Below are 20668 nucleotides of genomic sequence, written 5' to 3' on the forward strand. Positions count from 1 at the left end.
GGCGTGAAGATCAGTTGCATGGCAAGCTCCATCTTGCCGCCGGGCACGACGATGGTGTTGGCGCGGCTCATGAAGCTGGCGTTGATCATGTTGAGCAGATACTGAAAGTCAATGCCTTTGGGGTTGGCAAAACGGATCACCACCATGCTCTCATCCGGCGAGGGAATGTCGCGCGCGACGAAGGGGTTGGAGGTGTCCACCATCGGCACGCGCTGGAAGTTCACATGCGTGTGCATGAATTGCGGGCAGATGTAGTTCACATAGTCCGGCATACGGCGCAGTATGGTATCGGTCACGGCCTCGGTGCTGTAGCCGCGCTTGGACTTGTCGCGCCAGAGCTTTTGAATCCACTCCAGGTTGATGACGGGCACCACACCCACCAGCAAGTCGGGGTGTTGGGCGATATTGATCTCGGGCGTGACGACCGCGCCGTGCAGGCCTTCGTAGAACAACAAGTCTGTGCCCTCGGGCACCTCTTCCCACGGAGTGAAGGTGCCGGGTTCCTGCTGGTAGGGCGCGGCCTCTTCGGGGTCGTGCAGGTATTTTCGGCGCTGGCCGGTGCTCGTTGCGGCGTAGTCACGAAACAGGGTTTCCAGCTCGGCAAACAGATTGTTCTCCGGTCCAAAATGGCTGAAGTTGTTGTTGCCCGCAGCCTCGGCTTCGGCGGCCTTGCGCTTCATCTCGGCGCGGTCGTAGCGGTGAAAACTGTCGCCTTCGATGGTGGCGGCGTTCACACCCTCGCGGCGGAAAATGTTTTCGAAGGTACGGGTCACCGAAGTGGTTCCCGCACCAGATGAGCCGGTGATGGCAATGATGGGATTGCGTTCAGACATGGGGCGTCTCCATAAGTTAAAAATTCAAGACAAATAGGCTCTTGGCCCTTGTGTGACGGGCGCAAGCAGCTATCTAATCCATAGCAAATTAGGTTCGGAACAGGCTGCGTTCGGCAAACAGGGGATTGTCTTGCCCCGTGCTGGCGGGCTCGGCGTGGTAGCGCTCGATGCGCTCCACCTCGTTTTTCGAGCCGAACACCAGGCCGATGCGCTGGTGCAGCGATGTGGGCTGCACGCCCAGCATGGGTTGGTGGCCGGTGCTGGCGCGGCCCCCAGCTTGTTCCATGATGAAACCGATAGGATTGGCCTCGTACAGCAGGCGCAGGCGGCCCGGTTTGCACGGGTCTTTGGTGTCGCGCGGGTACAGGAACACGCCGCCGCGCATCAGGATGCGGTGTGCTTCAGCCACCATGGAGGCGATCCAGCGCATGTTGAAGTCCTTGCCGCGCGGCCCGGTCTTGCCCGCCAGGCATTCGTCCACATAGCGCTTGACGGGCCGCTCCCAGAAGCGGCTGTTGGATGCGTTGATGGCAAATTCATGCGTGTCGGCGGGTACCTGCATGTGCGAATGCGTCAGCATGAACTCCCCCAGATTGGGGTCCAGCGTGAAACCGCTGACCCCATTGCCGACGGTGAGAATGAACATCGTTGTTGGGCCGTAGAGGGCATAACCAGCGGCCACTTGCTTGCTACCTGGCTGCAGGAAATCGGCTTCGATCACGTCGCGGCCGCTGTCAATCACAGCCTGCGGCGCGCGCAGGATGGAGAAAATGCTGCCGACCGACACGTTGACGTCGATATTGCTGGAGCCGTCCAGTGGGTCAAACACCAGCAGGTAGTTGCCGCGCGGCTGCTGGGCGGGAATTTGATAAGCATCGTCCATTTCCTCCGAGGCCATGCCGGCCAGATGGCCGCCCCATTCGTTCATACGCGTGAAGTACTGGTTACTGATGACGTCCAGTTTTTTCTGCGTCTCGCCTTGCACGTTGACTGAGCCCCCGGCCTCGCCGTTATGGTTGCCCAGCACGCCGCCAAGCTCGCCGAAAGCGACTGCACGTGCGATCGCCTTGCACGCCAGCGCGACGTCCAGGATCAGGGCATTGAAGTCGCCGTTGGCGCCAGGAAAGCGGCGGCGCTCCTCAATCAGGTACTGTGTGAGCGTGAAGCGTTGAAACAAAGGCATGGGAGACTTTCTTGAGTTTGAAATTCCGGGATGGCTCAGGCCGCCGCAGCGTGGCGCAGGGCCTGCATGACGCTGCGGTAGCCGCCATCCGCGTCAGGCGCGCCGAATACGGCGCTGCCGGCCACGCAGGTGTCGGCACCGGCGGCGGCAATCTCGCCGATGTTGTCGATCTTGACACCGCCGTCCACTTCCAGCCAGATGGGCTGGCCGCCTGCGGCGGTGTGGACATCAATACGGCGACGCGCCTCGCGCAACTTGTCCAGCGTGGCGGCTATGAACTTCTGCCCGCCAAAGCCGGGGTTCACGCTCATCAGCAGCACGATGTCCAGCCGGTCCATCACATGGTCCATCCAGGCCAGCGGCGTTGCGGGGTTGAGGACAATGCCGGCCTTGCAGCCGTGGTCGCGGATCAGCTGCAGCGTGCGGTCCACATGGCGGCTGGCTTCGGGGTGGAAGGTGATCAGGTTAGCACCGGCCTTGGCAAACAGCGGAATGAGTGCGTCCACCGGCTCCACCATCAAATGCACGTCAATCGGAATTTGTACATGCGGGCGAATCGCTTCGCACACCAGCGGGCCGATGGTGAGGTTGGGCACGTAGTGGTTGTCCATCACATCGAAGTGCACCAGGTCGGCACCGGCTTTTTCGATGGCGCGCACTTCCTCGCCCAGGCGGGCAAAGTCGGCCGACAGGATGGAAGGGGCAATGCGGATGGAATGGGTCATGAGGGTCTCTTGGGCTGAAAAAGATGTGCGGGCGCCTCAGCATGCCAGGCACGCAGATGGGCCAACGTGGTGCCTTGAAGATCGGGCAGAATGCGCAGCGCACCCGTGAAATCGTGGTGGGCGGTGAAGCTGTTCGGCGTGATCAGGGTCGCAAGACCGGCCCCGGTGGCCGCCTTCAAGCCGTTGGCCGAGTCTTCGAAAGCCAGGCATTCAGTGGCCGGTAGCTGCAGACGCTGCAGGGTTTGCAGATACACCTGCGGATGTGGTTTCTTGCGCAGGGCGGTGGAAGCATCCTCGATCACCATGAAGTAATACGACCAGTCCGGGCCAATGGCCGAGCGCAGCAGCGCCCCGATGTTGACTGGCGAGGTGGTCGTGGCAATCGCCAGGCGCAGCCTTTCCTGATACGCCAACTCGATCAGCCGCAGCACGCCGGGCCGCAACTGCACGGCACCGTCCTGCACCGCGCGCTCATAGGCTGCGGTCTTGAGCTCGTGCATGCGCTCTACCGTGTCGCGCACACCCGTGCCGTTGATGTCCTTGAGGTCCGGCTGAACCTCGCGCCAATAGTGCAGGATGCGCTCCTTGCCACCCGAGATCTCCAGCAGCCGGGTGTACAGCGCCTCGTCCCAGTGCCAGTCGCGCCCGACCTCGGCAAAAGCCTGATTGAACGCAGCGCGGTGCGCACTTTCGGTGTCAGCCAGCGTGCCATCGACATCAAAAATCAGGGCTTGAAGTGTGCTTGCAGACATGGGTTTTTTCAACAGGTGGGCTGGAATCGGGTCATCAATCAGTCACAGTGGATTTACTTTAATGGCTTCAACCCATAAACTCTAATCACGTTTTATTGAAATATCATCAGATAAAACTTATTATTTTTAGCTTATCCATGCGCCCCTATACCCTCAAACAGATGCAGACCTTCATTGAAGTGGCGCGCCAACGCTCGGTGTCCAAGGCGGCCGAGCGCTTGTTTGTCACCCAGCCCGCCGTGTCCATGCAGATCCGCCAGCTGGAAGACGCCTTTGGCCTGCCACTGATCGAGCCGCTGGGCCGCAACATTCAGCTGACGCACGCAGGCGAGGCTTTTTTAATTCACGCCATTGCCGCCATGGGCCAGCTCAAAGACATGGAAGCCCTGATGGCCGAGCATGTGGGCATGAAAAAAGGCCGTATCGACCTGGCCGTGGTCAGCACCGCCAAGTATTTCGTGCCCATGCTGCTGGTGCGCTTTGGCAAGCAGTTTCCGGGTATCGACATCCATCTGCGCATCGACAACCGGGAAAACATCCTGGGGATGCTGGCGCGCAATGAAGCCGATCTGGTGGTCATGGGCCGCGCGCCCAGCAACATGGACTGCGAAGCCACCCCCTTTGCCACCAACCCGCTGAGCATCGTGGCAGCGCCCGATCACGCCTTGGTGCGCCGCAAGTGCCTGCCGTTTTCAGCGCTGGACGAATACCGCTTTGTGGTGCGCGAACAAGGCTCAGGCACCCGCGCCGCCATGGAGCGGCTGTTTGCCGAACACCAGACCCCCCTGAACGTGGTGATGGAAATGCCCAGCAACGAAACCATCAAGCAGGCAGTGATGGCGGGCATGGGCCTGAGCTTTCTGTCGCTGCGCACCGTGCGCCACGAGCTGGCGAGCGGCCACATCGCGCTGGTGGACATTGAAGGAATGCCGCTGATGGGCAACTGGTACATCACCCATCTGAGCCACAAAAAGCTCTCCCCCGCCGCCCGGGCCTTCAAGGAGTTTTTGATCGAGCAAGGCGGGGCGTTGATGGATTCGTGGAGTTGAATTACCGCTACTCAGACGTGAGCCGCGTTTTGCAATACCTGGCCGCCCACTGGTTCAGGCTCATGCCATCTGCCTTGGCAGCTACCAGGGCTGCGCCATGTGCCTCGGGCGGCACGCGCAGCATCATTTTGCCACCGTCTCGCCGGCAAAGATCGCTTCCAATGTTTTGCGGTGTTTGCTGTTCATGGTGCCGACAATGCCGAATTTTGCGATCCATTGAAAGCATTATTTGGTTGCAAAAAAAATCAAAGACGGCGACGTTCATCCATCATTTGTGCTGTTTGTAGCATCACGACCACCACTCCACTTCGCCCTGCACCTCCGCCCGCTATGCACGGCCCAAGGCTTCGAGGGTTTGCGCAACATCGGCAGGCCTTTTTTCCAGTGGCCACGGCCTTTGAAGCGAGCCTCCATAGTGGGCATGCTTTGCGGGGCTGCCTGCCAGTGTTCGGGCAGCGTGGCGGACCAGGGTTGAGCGGCGACTAAACTGCTATCAGTTTTATACCGATTTCCTTGAGATAAATCGAGCTATAGCCCTTGCTGCACCTGCGTAGGAAGCTCCTGATTTGATAGTGATTTTGCAGGGTTCTGGAACGCCGGGCGCAGGCAGCGAATGCGGCGTTGCTGCTCTTGGTCGGCGCGCTGGGCTTTGAGGGCCACCAGGTGGGTCAGGATGTCATCGGTACGGGTGGCCCTGTCGCTGCTGACTGAGGGCCGACACCAGTAGCAAAACGAGGGCGCATCTGTAAACTGAGACTACCAATCAAAACCCCGCCGAAGCGGGGTCTGTCCTGAGCAAGGCGTAGCTTATGAGCGCCTGCGCCTGCTGAATCCGAGTGCTGCCAGACCGATGCCAAGCAGAGCGAGGGAAGCCGGTTCCGGCACCACTGCGGGCAACGCCACTGCGAAGTCACGGGTAAAGGTTATGGACGCGCCGTTATCGGGGCCCGCGGTGCCCGTCCAGGTTTCCGTGTACTGCCAATTTCCTGCATCTTCAAGCCAGAAATCTGTGACGCTGCTGTATAGCTCTGCTATGGTGAAGCCCCAACTGCCCAACCAGACGTTCGTTGGGAAGTCGAAGTTATACGCAGGATTTGGACCGTTACCGAGGAAGGCCCAGTTGCCCTTGTAGGTGTAGTCGGAGCCTAAGTCTACGTTGACCGAGCTTGCCGCCCAAGCGGCCACAGCCGGATCATACAAGTGGCCACTGCTACAGCACACAATAGGGTTGTACGTGAAGATACTCTGGCTTGGCAGTGTATTGGAGTCCGGGATTAATTGAGGACTGCCGTTAACGGTTACCGTAAACTGCCCAGGGACAGTAGCATCGACGTACGAACCCATGATTGGCGTGTCGTGCCAACTCAAGGTGGCCGATTGTCCCGCAGCGCTGAATGCACTCACAATGGCGCAAATGCCCAGTGCGGTTTTTATGAGTACCTTTTTTACGGATTCCATGTGATTCTCCTTTGAGTTAAGCCAATAGAAAACAATAAGAAATAAGGTCAGTCAGACACGATGACTGTATTCGCCAATCCGTGTCATATCATCCTCACCAATCATTAAGCATCATCCATACCAGCAGAGAACAGAAAACTAAATCAGCTTTAAATACAAGGTGTTACGTATTTGTACTGCCGCTGACTGCCACTCGTCGACAAGATTTCCGGCTGAGAGTGTAAAAAAATCCGACACTTGAACAGGAGGCCTTGTATCAATGGGGTCAGACGCTGGTGACAGACCAAGGCTTCGAGGGCTTGCAGCAGCATCGGCAGGCCTTTTTCCAGGGGCCACGGCCTTTGAAGCGGGCCTCCATAGAGGGCATGCCTTAGTGGGCTGCACGGCCTGCCAGTATTTGGACGATGCCGGTCACTTGCTCTGGCAGCGTGGCGGGCCAGGGTTGAGCGGTGACTACGCTGCTATCCTTTTAAACCTATTTTCTTGAGACAAATCGAGCTATAGTCCTTGCTGCACCTTCGTAGGCAGCTCCTGATTTGATAGTGATTTTTGAGGATGCTGAAAGCCTGGTCGCAGCCAGCGGATGCGGCTTTGTGCTTCTTCGGTCGCGCGCCGGGCGGTTTGTCTAGGCCCAGCAGCGCACAAAAATCCATGACGAAGCTTTGCGCGGTGCTCAGTTCAGAGGCTGTGGTGTGCTGTCAGCGGGGGGTGACGGCGTGGGTGGCGGCCGGTCCGTCGGGCTGGCGGATCAACCTCAACGCTGCAGCAGCGGCAGGCCTTCTTCATTCAGTTCGTTGACCAAGCGCTGGGGCAGGTTGGCACCGGGTTGGATGGCATCAGGTCCAGGCCCTCATGCGGCATGGCGACGATGAAATCGGTGGGCGGCACGGCGACACTCCTTGTTCCACAGGGTTAAACCTAGAAACGGCAGTTGGACGCGCCCGAGGGTGCTGTGATTGGCGTGCCAGACAAGGCGCGACAACGCAGCGGGCTACTGCCCGCAAGGCGGAGTAACGCCGTATGGCGCGGCAAGCGCAGTGCCATCGGGTGCGTAGCGCTCTGATCTAAAAGGTGAACGTCATCGAAGGCGAAAAAGCTCGATTTCATGCGGATTTAACAAAGTAATCAAGCGGTCAACTGCCGTTTTTAGGTTAATGCCAGGTTGAATGGCTGATTGTTCCTTCTCTCGAATCATCACAAAAAACTGATTCAACAAGAAATTTATTTGAATTTTCTTTATGAATAGCCCTCCCTATAGTCAGGCTCATCGCCACACACCACCGGAGATTTCGCATGGACCAATCCAATCGCTACGCTGACCTGAGCCTGAAGGAAGAAGACCTGATCAAAGGCGGCCACCATATTCTGGTGGCCTACAAGATGAAGCCCAAGGCCGGACACGGCTACCTGGAAGCCGCCGCGCACTTTGCCGCCGAGTCGTCCACCGGCACCAATGTGGAGGTGTCCACCACCGACGAATTCACCAAGGGCGTGGACGCGCTGGTGTACCTGATTGACGAAGCCACCGAAGAAACGCGCATTGCGTTTCCCATTGATCTGTTTGACCGCAACATCACCGACGGCCGCATGATGATCGTGTCGTTCCTGACGCTGGTGATCGGCAACAACCAGGGCATGGGCGACATCGAGCACGCGAAGATGTACGACTTTTACATGCCGCCACGCGCCATTCAGCTGTTCGACGGGCCGTCCAAAGATATTTCTGACCTGTGGCGTGTTCTGGGCCGCCCCGTCAAAGACGGTGGCTACATTGCGGGCACCATCATCAAGCCAAAGCTGGGCCTGCGCCCCGAGCCGTTTGCCAAAGCGGCCTATCAGTTCTGGCTGGGTGGAGACTTCATCAAGAACGACGAACCGCAGGGCAACCAGGTGTTCGCGCCCATGGCCAAGACCATTCCGCTGGTGTACGACGCGATGAAGCGCGCCATGGACGAGACCGGTGAGGCCAAGCTGTTTTCAGCCAACATCACCGCCGACGACCATTATGAAATGCTGGCTCGGGGCGAGTTCATCCTGCGCACCTTCGGGCCTGACGCCGACAAGGTGGCCTTTTTGGTGGACGGCTACGTGGGCGGCCCCGGCATGATCACCACGGCGCGCCGGCATTTTTCCAACCAGTACCTGCACTACCACCGCGCTGGCCACGGCGCCGTGACCAGCCCCAGCGCCAAGCGCGGCTATGACGCCTACGTGCTGGCCAAGATGAGCCGTCTGCAGGGCGCATCAGGCATCCACGTCGGCACCATGGGCTACGGCAAGATGGAAGGCAGCAACGACGACCGCGCCATTGCCTACATCATCGAGCGCGACAGCTACACCGGCCCGGCCTACCACCAGGAGTGGTTCGGCATGAAGCCGACCACGCCGATCATCTCGGGCGGCATGAACGCGCTGCGCCTGCCCGGTTTTTTTGAAAACCTGGGCCACGGCAATGTCATCAACACCGCCGGTGGTGGCGCCTACGGCCACATCGACAGCCCGGCAGCGGGTGCCACGTCGCTGCGCCAGGCCTACGAATGCTGGAAGGCCAAGGCCGACCCGATCGAGTGGGCCAAGGAGCACCCGGAATTTGCGCGCGCCTTCGAGTCTTTCCCGAAAGACGCGGACATGCTGTTCCCGGGCTGGCGCGACAAGCTGGGCACTCACCGTTAAACCTGAAACCTTGCCGGACAGACCGAAGCGCAGCGTAGCTCTGTCCTCAAACAATTAAGCCATGACCACCTTGACCCAAGCCACCGCGCCGCCTTTTTACCAGCCCCAAGGCAACGAGGTGGTGCTGTTCGAGGCGGCCTACGCGGCCCGTTTGCCGGTGATGGTCAAGGGTCCGACGGGATGCGGCAAGTCGCGTTTTATTGAGTACATGGCGCACCGGCTGGGCCGCCAGCTGATCACTGTGGCCTGCAATGAAGACATGACGGCCTCTGACCTGGTGGGCCGCTACCTGCTGGATGCCGGTGGCACCCGCTGGCAGGACGGCCCGCTCACGGTGGCCGCCCGCCTGGGGGCCATCTGCTACCTGGACGAAATCGTCGAGGCGCGACAGGACACCACGGTGGTGATTCACCCGCTGACCGACCACCGCCGACAGCTGCCGCTGGACAAAAAAGGCGAGACCGTCCACGCGCACCCGGACTTTCAGTTGGTGATCTCCTACAACCCGGGCTACCAGAGCCTGCTGAAAGACCTGAAGCCGTCGACCAAGCAGCGCTTCACCGCCTTTGAGTTCGACTACCCACCAGCTGAACTGGAAGCACAGATCGTCAGCCAGGAAACCGGGCTGGACACCGCGCGTACCGCGCAGCTGGTGCAAATCGCCCACGCCGCCCGCCAGCTCAAGGGGCATGGCCTGACCGAGGGCATCTCGACCCGGCTGCTGGTCTATGCGGCCACGCTGATCATGGGTGGCGTGGCCCCGGCCGAGGCTTGCCGCATGGCTATGGTGCGCCCCATCACCGACGACGCCGACATTCGGCAGACGCTGGACCACACCATAGACGCGGTATTTGCCTGAGGGCTGTCAAACATGGTTCCCTCGCCCGAGCAACTTGAAGCCTGGCGCAAGCAGCTCGATTGCAGCTTTGCAGTCGTGCAGGCCGTGCTGCCCGATTGCCTGCTGGAGGCCGCCCGCGTGCTCAGTCCGGCAGGCCTGCAGGCGTATCTGGACGCTGCCCGCGCGTTGGGCAAGATGGGCCGTGGCCCCGAGCCGATGCTGGCGCTGTTGCAGGAGTGGCCGCAAGCCGCCCAAAGCGCTGGTGAAGAAGTGCTGACCGACGTGGCGGCCCTGCTGCATACGATGCAAAAGTCGCCCAACAGCGGTGCCATGGCGCCATTGCTGCAAACCCTGACCGCCGTGGCGCGTCGCCTGCAGGGGCCGGACCCGCTGCGCCACTACCTGCAAACGGTGCGCGAAGTGATGGCCCGCACCACCGTGTCCCTGCACGGCCACCATGCCACGTTTGCAAGCCCCGGCCTGCCGGTGCTGCTGGAGCAAGCGCCCCGGCTGCTCGGCGTGCTGACGGTCGCCGGCCTGGCCCGCTGGGCCGACTATGGCGTGCGCCACTACCAGCACCACCCCGAACGCCAGCGCGACTACTTTGCCCTGCAGATGCCCGACAGCCGCGCCGTGCTGCAACGCGAACGCCACGGCACGCTGCTGGTGGATGTGGAACGCCAGCTGGACCTGACGCTGCGCGCCCTGTGGCAGGACAACGCTCCGCTGCACGCCTATACCACCGGGCTGGATGAAGCGCCCGCCCCCGCACCGTGGACGACGTTCCACACCCCTGGCGACAGCATTTGCCTGCCCGATGTGTACGACACGCTGCACGGCGTGAGCGGCCTGGACCGCTACCGCGTGGCGCTGGCACACCTGGCCGGACACCGGCGCTGGAGCCAGCAACTGGTGGCCGACAACCTGAGCCCGCTGCAGCGCCTGACCGTGGAATGCCTGGAAGACGCCCGCATCGACCACCTGCTGCTGCGCCACTACCCCGGACTGCGGCCGCTGCTGCTGGCGCTACACCCGCGTCCGCTGGAAGGCGCCTGCGACCCAACTGTGGTCAGCTGCCTGCGCCATCGGCTGGCCATGCTCTCACGCGCCTTGCTGGAGCCCACCCATGGCTACACCGATACGGCGCTCAACGACTGTGTGGCAGCCTTCCATGCCCTGCTCGATGGCAGCGAATCCAGCACCCAGGCCATGCAGGCACTGGCCCTGCAGCACGCCACACGCACCCGCCGCCAAAGCGATCAGCTGGCCCGCGTGCATTTTGAAAACACCGTGGTCAGCTACCGCGACGACAACCGCCACCTGTGGACTTTCATCGAAGCGGGCGACGAAGAAGACAACTTCAGCGAAACGCGCCCGCCCGCCAAGGCAGAAGTGCAAGGCTTGCCGCCACGCCACTATCCCGAGTGGGATGCTGCCAGCCAGAGCTATCGGCCCGACTGGGTCAGCGTCTATGAAGCTCTGCACCCGAGTGGCGATGCCAGCCGCATCGACGCGCTGCTGGACCAACACGCGGGTCTGGCGCGCCAGCTGCAGCAACTGCTGGACCTGCTCAAGCCGCAAAACCGCGTGCGCATTCGCTACCAGGAAAATGGCAGCGAGCTGGACCTGGACGTGGCCATCCGTTCGCTGATCGACTGGCGCGCCGGCGCCCAGCCCGACCCACGCATCCTCATGAGCCACCGCACGAATGACCGCAGCATCGCGGTGCTGGTGCTGCTGGACTTGTCACAATCGCTCAACGACACCGTACCGGGCACCGGCCAAACCCGGCTGGCCCTGAGTCAGGAGGCCGTGGCCCTGCTGGCATGGGCAATTGACCAGCTCGGCGATCCGTTTGCGCTGGCAGGCTTTCACTCCAACACCCGGCACGACGTGCGCTACCAGCACATCCTGGGCTTTGGCGAGCGCTGGGGCGATTCTGCCAAGGCGCGGCTGGCCGCCCTGCAGGCCGCGTATTCCACCCGCATGGGTGCCGCCATGCGCCACGCGGCGCACTACCTGGGCGCGCAAACGGCTGACAAAAAACTGCTGTTGGTGCTCACTGACGGCCGCCCGTCCGACGTGGATGTGCCCGATGACCAGGCGCTGGTAGCCGACACGCGCCAGGCCGTGCAGGAGCTGGCGCAGCAGGGCATCCACAGCCACTGCATCAGCCTGGACCCGCAGGCCGATGCCTATGTGCACGACATCTTTGGCCACCACGCCACCGTGGTGGACCGGGTGGAACAACTTCCCGAACGGCTGACCAAGCTGTTTCTGAGCCTGACGCGATAAGGCATCAAAACAGGCTGTAGCGCCCGAACAGTCTGCGCAAGCAGCTATTAAGAACATAGCACCAAGAGGCCGATACCATTGCCACCGAACTGGCCGCCAAAGCGCTGCTGACCAGTGATGAAGCGAAGGCAAAAATCATGAGCCGCACGCCCATGAAGCGCCTGGGCGAACCTTCCGAAATTGCCGACACCGTGGCTTATCTGGCAATCAATGCTGGCAGGCTAACGCAGCGTCGCTGGCCTGCGTTTGCATCATGGGAAGAAGCGTTGGCATCAGCGATTTGACCAATTGCACTGTGAGTCCACTGGTGAACTTGTAGTTGGCCGCATAGGGCTCGTGGACGTAGGCGGTCATGGTGCCGAAGAAGCGATCGCCCATCAAGAATACAAAAGTGGCGGAACGGTTCACCGCACGCGAGGAAATCAGTCTGCCGCCCGGTGCGTAGACCTCGAAGCGATGGTCGCCGGTGCCGGTTTTGCCGCCAACTTCCACCCGGTTGCCATTCGCTTGCAGCAAGCCGCCCTTGAGCCGTCTAGCAGTGCCGCCCTCCACCACGCTAATTAACGAACGACGCACCACGTCCGTTATCTCCTCGGGCAAAAGTCGTTCCGCCGTAGGCCCGCTATTCTCAAAGTGTGTTTCATAGGGCGTTCCTTGCGCAAAGTCCAGGCTTTGTAATTTTCTGAGCGGCAGACGCATGCCTTTATTGACGATGATCCCCATCAACTCCGCCAGCGCGGCGGGTCGGTCGCCCGAGGCGCCAAGCGCGCTGGCATAAGAGGGCGTGAGGGATTCGAACGGATAACCGAGTCGCCGCCAGTCGCGGCCAATCTCCAGAAAAGCTTCGAGTTCCAGCATTTGCCGGATCCGTTTATCCTGTTTATTCTTATTGTGTGTCTTGAATAGCCATGCATAGACATCCTGGCGCGCGTCGCGGCTTGCGTCCAGCGTCTGCGTCAAGGTCGCTTCCGGATGCTGGCGCATGAATCCGAGCAGCCACAACTCCAATGGATGGACGCCAGCGATGTAGCCGCGGTCGGCCAGTGAGAATTTGTCCGGCCCGTATTTTTCATACAGCGCTTTCAACGTGGCCTCCGACACGCCATCTTTGGGGAATTGCTCGCGCATGAAGACGGAGAAATGCGCCAGATCCGCGTCCGGCTCGATGCTGCGGAACACCGTGGCAAGCCGTGCCGGCGCCGGACGCAGGTGTTCCAATAACAATTCCTGCGCTTCCTGTGGCGTCTTGCCCTGGAATTTTTTATAGAAGCGGACCATGAACTGGCGTCCTTCTTTGTCAGCAAAGCGCGACAGGATTTCTTGCCGTTTCGACCCGCTCTGAGTCTCCAGCGGTTCAGCACTGTCGCCGGTCATCTTGAATTTGTAATGCCGCACCACGTCGCGCATGACCCGCACAAAAACCAGATTCACCGATTGCTGGAAGCCTTCGCGTACCGTCATCACCTGGTAGTTTTCCGCGGCCTCAAAATTCGAGAATGTCTGCACCCCTCCCCCGGTCACAAACACTTCCCCCGGGCTGCCCGAGTAGCGCCGCTCCATCGCTGCCTCCAGCATCGCAGGCAAACCCCGATCCTGCGCTTTAGCCAGGTAGGCGATCGCCCAGAGGCTCAATACGTTCTCTTTCTCCACGGGCACCCGGGCCAGTTCCTTCGGCGTCATGCCGGCGTAACGCTGATGCAGATCGGCGATGATTTCGAGATAGGTGATCAGCGTGCGCAGCTTGGCGGTGGATCCCAGATTGAGTCTGGCGCCCTCGTTGATGTCAAAGGGTTGATCGAAATTATCGGTCTGCACGCGCAGCAGATTGGCGCCGCCGCGTTGCTCGAACAGCGTGAAACTGAAAATCAGCTTGCTCGGATCATCGCCGGCGGTGAGCATGTTGTAACCATACAGTTCCGCCGCTTTTGCGTTGGCTGGTTGCTTGAGCTGCCGCAGCACAGTCGTCGCCGCGCGCTGCATGTCGCCATTCAGGGTCGTGGCTGCGGTGAGATCGAGACGGTCCAGATCGTAAAGATGATTGACGTGCAAGGAACTAGAAAGTTGGGCACGCAACGCTGTCACCGCCTTGCGGGTGACAAATGAGATCGTTGGTCCGCTTGCGGCCTTCTGCTGCAGATTCAGCGTGATCGGCAACGCCGCATCGCGCAGCGCCACCGGGATAATTCCCGCTGCGGCCAGCGCCCTCAAATGACTGTCAGTCAACTGCGCCAGGTCCGCCGTCCCTTCTCGCAGGTAGTAGGATGGCCGGCGTTGCGCGATCATCAGCGAAAGCGCCTGTTTGAAGGCCTCCGCCCTGCGCTGTAGCTGATCTCCTTCCGATGGGCTGGCCTTGCTGTCCAGGAGCTGATTGACCTCCGCGAAATCGCGCCCGTACCAAGCCCACAGACCGTCGCCCAGGCCGTCGATCTCGCCATAGCCGGGCTTCGCCGCAAGCGGTACGGTATTCAGATAATCCATCATGATCTGCTGGCGTCTGGGGAGAGTGCTCTCGCCGTCCAGATAAACCCTGACCGAGGCCGATGCCATCTGCCGCAGCTTCTCCTGCGGCGATGCGGTACGACCGTCAGGCGAATGACGATATTTCTCGATCTGCGTGACCAGCGTGCTGGCGCCTGGCGTCTGGTGCGATTTGTCAATCACATGCAGCAATTGGTCGGAAATGGCCCTGCCGAAGCGGCTCCAGTCGATCGCGGGATTACGAAGCGGATAGCGAGTCGTGAGTAAGTCACGGTCCTCGATAAAAAGCAGTGTGTCCACCAGCAAGCGCGGCACCGAATTGAAATGCTTGTAGCTGCGTTCGGGGAAACGTTCAGAGTACAGAGATTGCTGGTTGCAATCGAGCAAGTCAAGGCCCGCCTGGCTCTTCTCGTGATAGGGCGGAGACAGTCCTCTGTCCGTGAGTTCTGCAAGCCGTGGCGAGATGCGCGCTTGTTGTGTGATCTGGTAATCGTGCGCCGTCAGGAACTGGGTAAAAGCAGGAATCTTGCTATACCCGAGACGTTCGTCGTAAGGACCGGATTGAGGGAAACGGATCGATGGACTTGGCCCCGGCTCAAGCCTGAACGTCAGTTCACGACCCAATTCGGACAGATAGCGCGCTTGCCATTGAGACGAGCGCAACTCGTTGTTGACCAGAAGGGCCGCAACCGCCAGCAACCCGAACAGGATGATGAGTAACAGCCACTTACCCCAATTGCGTCGTGTCATTTTTTAGGACGATAAATGCGGCTTGGAAGAAGCGCCTGATGATCAAAATAATCGCTTTTTTCAAGCCTGCGTCCATTCTGGCGCAAAGCGCAGAGTTTTGACGCAAAAGTTTTTCATACAGCCATATATGTTGCAAATGAGCACCGCATTCCAGAGTGCATGGCGAGGCAGTCACTCAGTCCCGGGCATCGTGACCGCCGCATCATTGCAATCATTCAAGCCAGCCATGGGACCGGTGCCATTTTTTTTGCCGTGACGATGCTGTGTAAGCTTCGAATCCTACGCCGCCAGCCTGCCTGATGGCATTGCGCAGAAGGCCTCTCCTCGACATGCCGATTGGGACGCCTTCAAGGCGTGGTAAATTGACACCCATGCATCCGCAAGCCTGCACCACACCCGAGCGTAAAGGCCGATCCCCCGGAGATTGCGGGATGACGGCCTCTCCGCTTGCGCGGCCAACATCATGAGCACGGGACGGCGCCTGCTGCTGGTCGTCGCCGTCGCCGCCGCTGTCGTCGGCGCGGCATTGCTGTGGCGGAGCATGTCGAAGCCGATGCAGCAAGCGCCCGCTGCACCGCTGGCCGCTCGGGCACCGAGCAACCCCAACACGGCCGCAACTCCGCCCGAGCCGGCCATCAAGCACCCGATCGAAGTGCCCGCTGCAGCGCCGCCGCTGGCAACGGCCGACATTGGCACGGCGCTGACCGATCTTCTGGGCCGCAAGGCGGTGATGTCGTTCTTTCAGACCGACGACTTCCCGCACCGATTTGTTGCGACGGTGGACAACCTCGGGCGGGCACACGCATCACCCATGTTGTGGCCCATCCATCCGACAGCTGGCCGATTCACAGTCGAGGAACGCGACGGCGGCGCGGTCATAGGCACCGATAACAGCCTGCGCTACACGCCGCTGGTGCTGCTTGCAGAGAGCATCAGCGCTCCTCAAGCGGTGGACCTCTACATCCGCATCTACCCGCTGCTGCAGCAGGCGTACGAGGAACTGGGTTACCCGAAGCGCTACTTCAACGACAGGCTGATCGAGGTGATGGACCAGTTGCTTGCAACGCCGGATGCCGACTATCCCGTGAAGGTTCAACTGACCGAGGTCAAGGGGTCTGTTCCATCAGTGCGTCCCTGGGTTCGGTACGAGTTTGCGGACCCGGCATTCGAGTCGCTGGCAGCGGGGCAGAAAATTCTACTGCGTGTCGGGTCGACAAACGAGCGCCGGCTGAAGGCGAAACTGGCCGGAATCCGTCAGGAACTCATCAAGCGCGTGAAGCCCCTATAGCACGGCCCAGTGGGCGACTTGCAGGACGTCCGCTGGTGCGTATCGGGTCCTCAAAGAGGATGAACAATCCGGTGAAATAGTCCTTGACCAGACTCCCGGCCAGAAGCCGATACCACCATCCGCCAGGCCGCACAGGCTGCGCGTGCGGCCTTCACACCATGGAATTCAGTCCTGCGCGACAGCACCGGGAAGATTGGCGACAATGACTCATCCCATCACTTTCACTACAGGACGAATCCACGATGCGACTTCTACACACCATGCTGCGCGTTGGTAATCTCCAGCGCTCGATTGACTTCTACACCCAGGTGCTTGGCATGAAGCTGCTGCGCACGTCGGAAAACCCGGACTACAAGTACAGCCTGGCGTTTGTCGGCTATGGCAACAACCCGGAGCATGCGGAAATCGAGCTGACCTACAACCACGGCACCGACAGCTATGAAATGGGCACCGCCTTCGGTCACATCGCGCTGGGCATGCCCGACGTGTATGCGGCCTGCGAAAAGATCAAGGCCGCTGGCGGCCAGGTCACCCGCGAGGCGGGCCCGGTCAAGGGCGGCACCACGGTAATTGCCTTTGTGACGGACCCAGACGGCTACAAGATTGAATTGATCCAGCGCGCCGAGGGCGCTGTGGGCGCTGGCTTGCGCTAGCCCATACCGCTAAACCGCTATACTTTTAATAGCTTCTTGTACCCGTCCTGATTGGGCTATAGGCCTTTTTCTCTTAAGAAATTAAACGTTGGCCCGGGCCAGCTGACACGCTTGCTGCGCCAGCGCGGTGATATGTGCCCAGTCGCCACGCGCCAGCGCCTCAGCTGGCGTGAGCCAGGAACCGCCGACGCAGACCACATTGGACAAGGCCAAAAACTCCATCGCATTGGCCGCTGACACGCCGCCCGTGGGGCAAAACCGGACGTCGCCAAACGGCCCGCTCCAGGCTTTAAGCATAGCAGGGCCGCCCGCCTGCATGGCCGGAAAAAACTTGAGTTCGGTCAGGCCGTCTTCCTGCGCCGCCATGATTTCGCTGCCGGTGGCCACGCCGGGCAACAAGGGCAATCCGGCATCACGGCAGGCCTGACCCACTGAATGGGTGTAGCCCGGGCTCACTGCAAAGCGGGCGCCAGCCATGGCACAGGCCTGGGCGTCGGCGGCGCTGCGCACCGTGCCCGCACCGGCCACGGCTTCGGGTACTTCACGCGCTATCGCTTCAATACAGGCCAGCGCCTGCGGTGTGCGCAGGGTGACTTCAAGCATTCGGATGCCGCCGGCCACCAGCGCGCGCGCGAGCAGCACGGCCTGCTTGACATCGGTCAGCACAATTACCGGAATCACGGGAGCATCCCGCATGACCTGCAAGGCGCTCAGTGGGCCGCTCACATCTAAAGTTACATCCACGATAGCGCTCCTTCTTCGGCCGTCAGCGCATGGCGGCGCATGCCGGTAAACAATTCACGACCCATGCCGATGCCGTTGCGCTGGCGCAAGTCATCCGGCATAAGGTCCACAGGCCGCGCGGCCCACTCGGCTTCAAGGACCAACACCAGCAATTCGCCCGCGACCGCATCGACGCGGATCACGTCGCCATCACGCACCTTGGCCAGCGGGCCACCCGCAGCGGCCTCGGGTGACACGTGGATGGCGGCGGGCACTTTGCCAGATGCGCCACTCATGCGGCCATCGGTGACCAGTGCCACCCTGAACCCTTTGCCCTGCAACACCGCCAGCGGCGGCGTGAGCTTGTGCAGCTCCGGCATGCCATTGGCCTGCGGGCCTTGCCAGCGTACCACGCACACCACGCCGCGTGCGGCGTTTTCCTCGCAGTTGCGTTCCAGTTCGCCCGTATTGAAGGCAGCCAGCAAAGCCTCCTGCGAATCAAAAACGCGGGCCGGCGCTTCAATCAGATGCCGGTCATCGGGTACGGCGGACACCTTGATCACGCTGCGACCCAGGTTGCCCTGCAGCAGTTTGAGTCCGCCGCTGGGACTGAACGGACTGGCGACGGGGCGCACAATCGTGTCGTCTTTGGAGTCGCCCGCGTCATGCCAGGCCAGCAAAGACCCAGACGACGAAGAGCCAACCAGTGCCGGCTCTCTCGTGTATTCGCGGATGCCGCATTCCCGGACCGTCAGCACATCTTCGTGCATGAAGCCGGCATCCAGCAATTCGCGAATGACCAGCCCGGTGCCGCCTGCGGCCTGGAACTGGTTCACATCTGCGCTGCCGTTGGGATATACATGCGTCAGCAGTGGCACGACATCGGACAGGGCCGAAAAATCATTCCAGTCAATCACAATGCCGGCAGCCCTTGCCACCGCGACCCAATGAATCAGGTGGTTAGTGGAGCCGCCCGTGGCCAGCAGGGCCACCATGGCGTTGACGATGGCGCGTTCATCAACAATCTGGCCGATGGGTCGGCATTTAGCCCCCACGCTTGTCGCTTCGCGTACTACGCTGCCCCCCGAGGGGGCTAATTTTCCTTCGGAAGCGAGCCCGGCGGAAAATTGCGTCGGCTTCCCCAGCACGGTACGCACCGCTTCGCGTGTGAGCTCGTCGCGCAGGGCGCCGCCGGGTGCCACAAAAGCGGTGCCGGGCACATGCAGGCCCATGGCCTCCAACAGCATCTGGTTGCTGTTGGCCGTGCCGTAAAACGTGCAGGTGCCGGGGCTGTGATAAGACTTGAGTTCAGCCTCAAGCATGGCCTCGCGCCCGACCAGCCCCTGGGCGGCCTGCTCGCGCACGCGGGCTTTTTCCTTGTTGGGCAGACCCGAAGGCATGGGCCCTGCGGGGACAAACACCGTGGGCAAATGGCCGAACTGCAGCGCCCCAATCAGCAGGCCCGGCACGATCTTGTCGCACACGCCCAGCATCAGCGCGGCATCAAACATGTCGTGCGACAGCGCCACGGCCGTGGCCATGGCGATCACATCGCGGCTGAACAGGCTGAGCTCCATGCCGCTGGTGCCCTGCGTGACGCCGTCACACATGGCGGGCACGCCGCCCGCCACTTGCGCTGTGGCACCCAGCTTGCGCGCTTCGTCCTTGATCAGCGCGGGGTAGCTTTGCAGCGGCGCATGCGCCGACAGCATGTCGTTGTAGGCCGTGACGATGCCGATGTTGGGGGCGTGCTGGGTCACGATCTTGAAGCGGTCGTCTAGCGGAATACCGGCAACGGCGTGCGCCAGATTGGCGCACCCCATGCGATCAACGCTAGGCGCGCGTGTGCTGGCTGCGCGCAGCTGCTCAAGGTAGGCGCTGCGCGTGGGGCGGCTGCGCTCGCTAATGCGGGCCGTGATATCTGAAACCGCGGAATGAAGAGCCATGCTGTGCGCCTTTAGGGTTTGTAACTTTATTACTTGGTCCATACTAACCGGTTACCTATGCATTTGACATGGTTATGGTTACTGCGCGGTTACCAAACGCGGCGCAAAAAATGCCTGCAGAGGCGTGCCGTCGCGGCGCTTATTGAAGGCTGATTTCCACGCGACGCGCTTCGGCGTCGCTGCCATTGCCAGCCAGCGGCTCGGGCTTTTTGAGTTCCATCTGCTGCTCTGCCACACCCAAAGCCTTCAGGGCGTTACGCACCGCCAGCGCACGTTGCCGGGCCAGGGCGGCGTTTTTGGCGGCGTCACCGGTGGCATCGTGAAAACCCGAGATCACCAGCTTGCGGCCCGACTGGGCACCCTTGACCACATCGGCCAGCGCTTCGCTGGCGCCCGGTGCCAGGTCTGCCTTGCCGGAGGCGAAGTAAAACTTCACAACACCCTGTTCGACCTTGACGCTGGCCGCATCCGAAACGGTCTGTGCGGCCAGAGCGGCTTGCGCGGCGCTCACAGCGGTCTCTGGCGGCGGCACCGGACTGACGGGCTGCGGCGCCAAAGCGACAGGAGCGGCTTTCACGGAAGGGGTGGGTGGGTGGCGCTGATGAACACCGATGCCGATGACCAGCGCAATGACAAACGCCAACAGGCCAAAAATGAGCACCAATACCAGGCCCTGCTGGCCATCATCGTCCTGAGAAAACATTACCCGACTCCCGTCACAAAAACTCAGCGCATTGTAAAGTGCGCTTGTGGAAAATTCAGTAAACCCAGCGCCCTCATCCGCTTCCATCCGCGATCCGGTGCCCATGCTGGAGGCCGTCATGCGCGAATGGGGCGGCCAGACCGATCTCTGGATTTTTGCCTACGCCTCGCTGATCTGGCGGCCGGAATTTGAATTTGCAGAAGAGCGTTTTGCCATCCTTCGCGGCTACCACCGCGCGCTGAAGATGTGGAGCCGCCTCAACCGCGGCACACCGGAATGCCCGGGTCTGGTGTTTGGCCTGCTGCCCGGCGGCAGTTGCAA

The 20668-nt window shown here is 61.0% G+C and carries 17 protein-coding genes and 1 pseudogene; 8 read left to right on the top strand and 10 right to left on the bottom strand.

Features of this window, described 5'->3' with window-relative positions; genetic code table 11:
* From B3F77_RS17880 to B3F77_RS17895, 4 genes are all read right to left on the bottom strand, one after another.
* A partial coding sequence (locus B3F77_RS17880; RefSeq protein ID WP_293606263.1) for a phosphoribulokinase occupies nt 1–833 on the bottom strand: 833 nt, incomplete at its 3' end.
* Between the two features lie 88 nt (nt 834–921).
* Complete coding sequence (locus tag B3F77_RS17885; protein WP_293606264.1) at nt 922–2016, bottom strand: class 1 fructose-bisphosphatase; 1095 nt, start codon at nt 2014–2016, stop codon at nt 922–924.
* Nucleotides 2017–2051: 35 nt separating this feature from the next.
* A complete protein-coding gene (rpe, locus tag B3F77_RS17890) occupies nt 2052–2741 on the bottom strand; it encodes a ribulose-phosphate 3-epimerase (RefSeq protein WP_293606265.1) in 690 nt (229 codons plus the stop codon).
* The gene (locus B3F77_RS17895) at nt 2738–3493 is read right to left on the bottom strand and encodes an HAD-IA family hydrolase (protein WP_293606266.1); all 756 of its coding nucleotides are present in this window, start codon (nt 3491–3493) and stop codon (nt 2738–2740) included. Before B3F77_RS17895 ends, rpe begins: the two co-directional genes overlap by 4 nt.
* A 137-nt stretch (nt 3494–3630) precedes the next feature.
* On the opposite strand from B3F77_RS17895, the gene B3F77_RS17900 reads away from it, so the two are divergent.
* Nucleotides 3631–4542, top strand: a complete 912-nt coding sequence (locus tag B3F77_RS17900) for a LysR family transcriptional regulator (RefSeq protein ID WP_293606267.1) — start codon at nt 3631–3633, stop codon at nt 4540–4542.
* Between the two features lie 7 nt (nt 4543–4549).
* Here B3F77_RS17900 and B3F77_RS17905 read toward each other — a convergent pair whose 3' ends face one another.
* Together B3F77_RS17905 and B3F77_RS17910 are read right to left on the bottom strand one after the other, a co-directional pair.
* Nucleotides 4550–4807: a toxin-antitoxin system HicB family antitoxin gene (locus tag B3F77_RS17905; RefSeq protein WP_293606268.1), complete on the bottom strand. Its 258-nt coding sequence runs from the start codon at nt 4805–4807 to the stop codon at nt 4550–4552.
* Nucleotides 4808–5349: 542 nt separating this feature from the next.
* Entirely contained in the window at nt 5350–6000 is a 651-nt protein-coding gene (locus B3F77_RS17910; protein WP_293606269.1) for a PEP-CTERM sorting domain-containing protein, read from the bottom strand.
* A gap of 1293 nt (nt 6001–7293) precedes the next feature.
* On the opposite strand from B3F77_RS17910, the gene B3F77_RS17915 reads away from it, so the two are divergent.
* The 4 genes and pseudogenes from B3F77_RS17915 to B3F77_RS17930 all read left to right on the top strand — a co-directional run.
* On the top strand, nt 7294–8673 hold the full coding sequence (locus B3F77_RS17915) for a ribulose-bisphosphate carboxylase (protein ID WP_293606270.1): 1380 nt from the start codon (nt 7294–7296) through the stop codon (nt 8671–8673).
* A 61-nt stretch (nt 8674–8734) separates the two neighbouring features.
* On the top strand, nt 8735–9532 hold the full coding sequence (locus B3F77_RS17920) for a CbbQ/NirQ/NorQ/GpvN family protein (RefSeq protein WP_293606271.1): 798 nt from the start codon (nt 8735–8737) through the stop codon (nt 9530–9532).
* Between the two features lie 12 nt (nt 9533–9544).
* Nucleotides 9545–11806 carry a nitric oxide reductase activation protein NorD gene (locus B3F77_RS17925; RefSeq protein ID WP_293606272.1) on the top strand — a complete coding sequence of 754 codons (2262 nt, stop codon included), beginning with the start codon at nt 9545–9547 and terminating at the stop codon, nt 11804–11806.
* 74 nt (nt 11807–11880) lie between these two features.
* A pseudogene (locus B3F77_RS17930) lies at nt 11881–12021 on the top strand (dehydrogenase); the annotation flags it as partial.
* On the opposite strand, the gene B3F77_RS17935 reads toward B3F77_RS17930, so the two are convergent.
* Complete coding sequence (locus B3F77_RS17935; protein WP_293606273.1) at nt 12014–15034, bottom strand: transglycosylase domain-containing protein; 3021 nt, start codon at nt 15032–15034, stop codon at nt 12014–12016. The pseudogene B3F77_RS17930 and the gene B3F77_RS17935 overlap by 8 nt on opposite strands.
* A gap of 463 nt (nt 15035–15497) precedes the next feature.
* Between B3F77_RS17935 and B3F77_RS17940 the strand changes: the two genes are divergently transcribed.
* A complete protein-coding gene (locus tag B3F77_RS17940) occupies nt 15498–16322 on the top strand; it encodes a DUF3014 domain-containing protein (RefSeq protein ID WP_293606274.1) in 825 nt (274 codons plus the stop codon).
* Between the two features lie 242 nt (nt 16323–16564).
* Nucleotides 16565–16975, top strand: a complete 411-nt coding sequence (gene gloA, locus B3F77_RS17945) for a lactoylglutathione lyase (protein ID WP_293606275.1) — start codon at nt 16565–16567, stop codon at nt 16973–16975.
* A gap of 81 nt (nt 16976–17056) precedes the next feature.
* Here gloA and eda read toward each other — a convergent pair whose 3' ends face one another.
* From eda to B3F77_RS17960, 3 genes are all read right to left on the bottom strand, one after another.
* A complete protein-coding gene (gene eda, locus B3F77_RS17950; protein WP_414703041.1) occupies nt 17057–17671 on the bottom strand; it encodes a bifunctional 4-hydroxy-2-oxoglutarate aldolase/2-dehydro-3-deoxy-phosphogluconate aldolase in 615 nt (204 codons plus the stop codon).
* A gap of 38 nt (nt 17672–17709) precedes the next feature.
* Nucleotides 17710–19644, bottom strand: coding sequence for a phosphogluconate dehydratase (gene edd / locus B3F77_RS17955; protein WP_293606277.1), 1935 nt, complete (start codon nt 19642–19644; stop codon nt 17710–17712).
* Nucleotides 19645–19783: 139 nt separating this feature from the next.
* Nucleotides 19784–20347 (bottom strand): OmpA family protein, encoded by a 564-nt coding sequence (locus tag B3F77_RS17960; protein WP_293606278.1) that lies wholly within the window; start codon nt 20345–20347, stop codon nt 19784–19786.
* 103 nt (nt 20348–20450) lie between these two features.
* Between B3F77_RS17960 and B3F77_RS17965 the strand changes: the two genes are divergently transcribed.
* Nucleotides 20451–20668, top strand: a 218-nt coding sequence (locus tag B3F77_RS17965; protein ID WP_293606279.1) for a gamma-glutamylcyclotransferase, incomplete at its 3' end; no start/stop codon positions are given.

Source organism: Polaromonas sp. UBA4122 (genome assembly GCA_002381615.1).
Taxonomy (GTDB): Bacteria; Pseudomonadota; Gammaproteobacteria; order Burkholderiales; family Burkholderiaceae_C; genus Polaromonas.

Bases quoted from the DNA above. Each gene is read 5' to 3' on its own strand.
- B3F77_RS17910 (WP_293606269.1), bottom strand. From the start codon at position 6,000: ATGGAATCCGTAAAAAAGGTACTCATAAAAACCGCACTGGGCATTTGC.
- B3F77_RS17960 (WP_293606278.1), bottom strand. From the start codon at position 20,347: ATGTTTTCTCAGGACGATGATGGCCAGCAGGGCCTGGTATTGGTGCTC.
- edd (WP_293606277.1), bottom strand. From the start codon at position 19,644: ATGGCTCTTCATTCCGCGGTTTCAGATATCACGGCCCGCATTAGCGAG.
- eda (WP_414703041.1), bottom strand. From the start codon at position 17,671: ATGCGGGATGCTCCCGTGATTCCGGTAATTGTGCTGACCGATGTCAAG.
- B3F77_RS17905 (WP_293606268.1), bottom strand. From the start codon at position 4,807: ATGAACGTCGCCGTCTTTGATTTTTTTTGCAACCAAATAATGCTTTCA.
- B3F77_RS17925 (WP_293606272.1), top strand. From the start codon at position 9,545: ATGGTTCCCTCGCCCGAGCAACTTGAAGCCTGGCGCAAGCAGCTCGAT.
- B3F77_RS17895 (WP_293606266.1), bottom strand. From the start codon at position 3,493: ATGTCTGCAAGCACACTTCAAGCCCTGATTTTTGATGTCGATGGCACG.
- gloA (WP_293606275.1), top strand. From the start codon at position 16,565: ATGCGACTTCTACACACCATGCTGCGCGTTGGTAATCTCCAGCGCTCG.
- B3F77_RS17900 (WP_293606267.1), top strand. From the start codon at position 3,631: ATGCGCCCCTATACCCTCAAACAGATGCAGACCTTCATTGAAGTGGCG.
- B3F77_RS17885 (WP_293606264.1), bottom strand. From the start codon at position 2,016: ATGCCTTTGTTTCAACGCTTCACGCTCACACAGTACCTGATTGAGGAG.
- rpe (WP_293606265.1), bottom strand. From the start codon at position 2,741: ATGACCCATTCCATCCGCATTGCCCCTTCCATCCTGTCGGCCGACTTT.
- B3F77_RS17915 (WP_293606270.1), top strand. From the start codon at position 7,294: ATGGACCAATCCAATCGCTACGCTGACCTGAGCCTGAAGGAAGAAGAC.
- B3F77_RS17920 (WP_293606271.1), top strand. From the start codon at position 8,735: ATGACCACCTTGACCCAAGCCACCGCGCCGCCTTTTTACCAGCCCCAA.
- B3F77_RS17935 (WP_293606273.1), bottom strand. From the start codon at position 15,034: ATGACACGACGCAATTGGGGTAAGTGGCTGTTACTCATCATCCTGTTC.
- B3F77_RS17940 (WP_293606274.1), top strand. From the start codon at position 15,498: ATGAGCACGGGACGGCGCCTGCTGCTGGTCGTCGCCGTCGCCGCCGCT.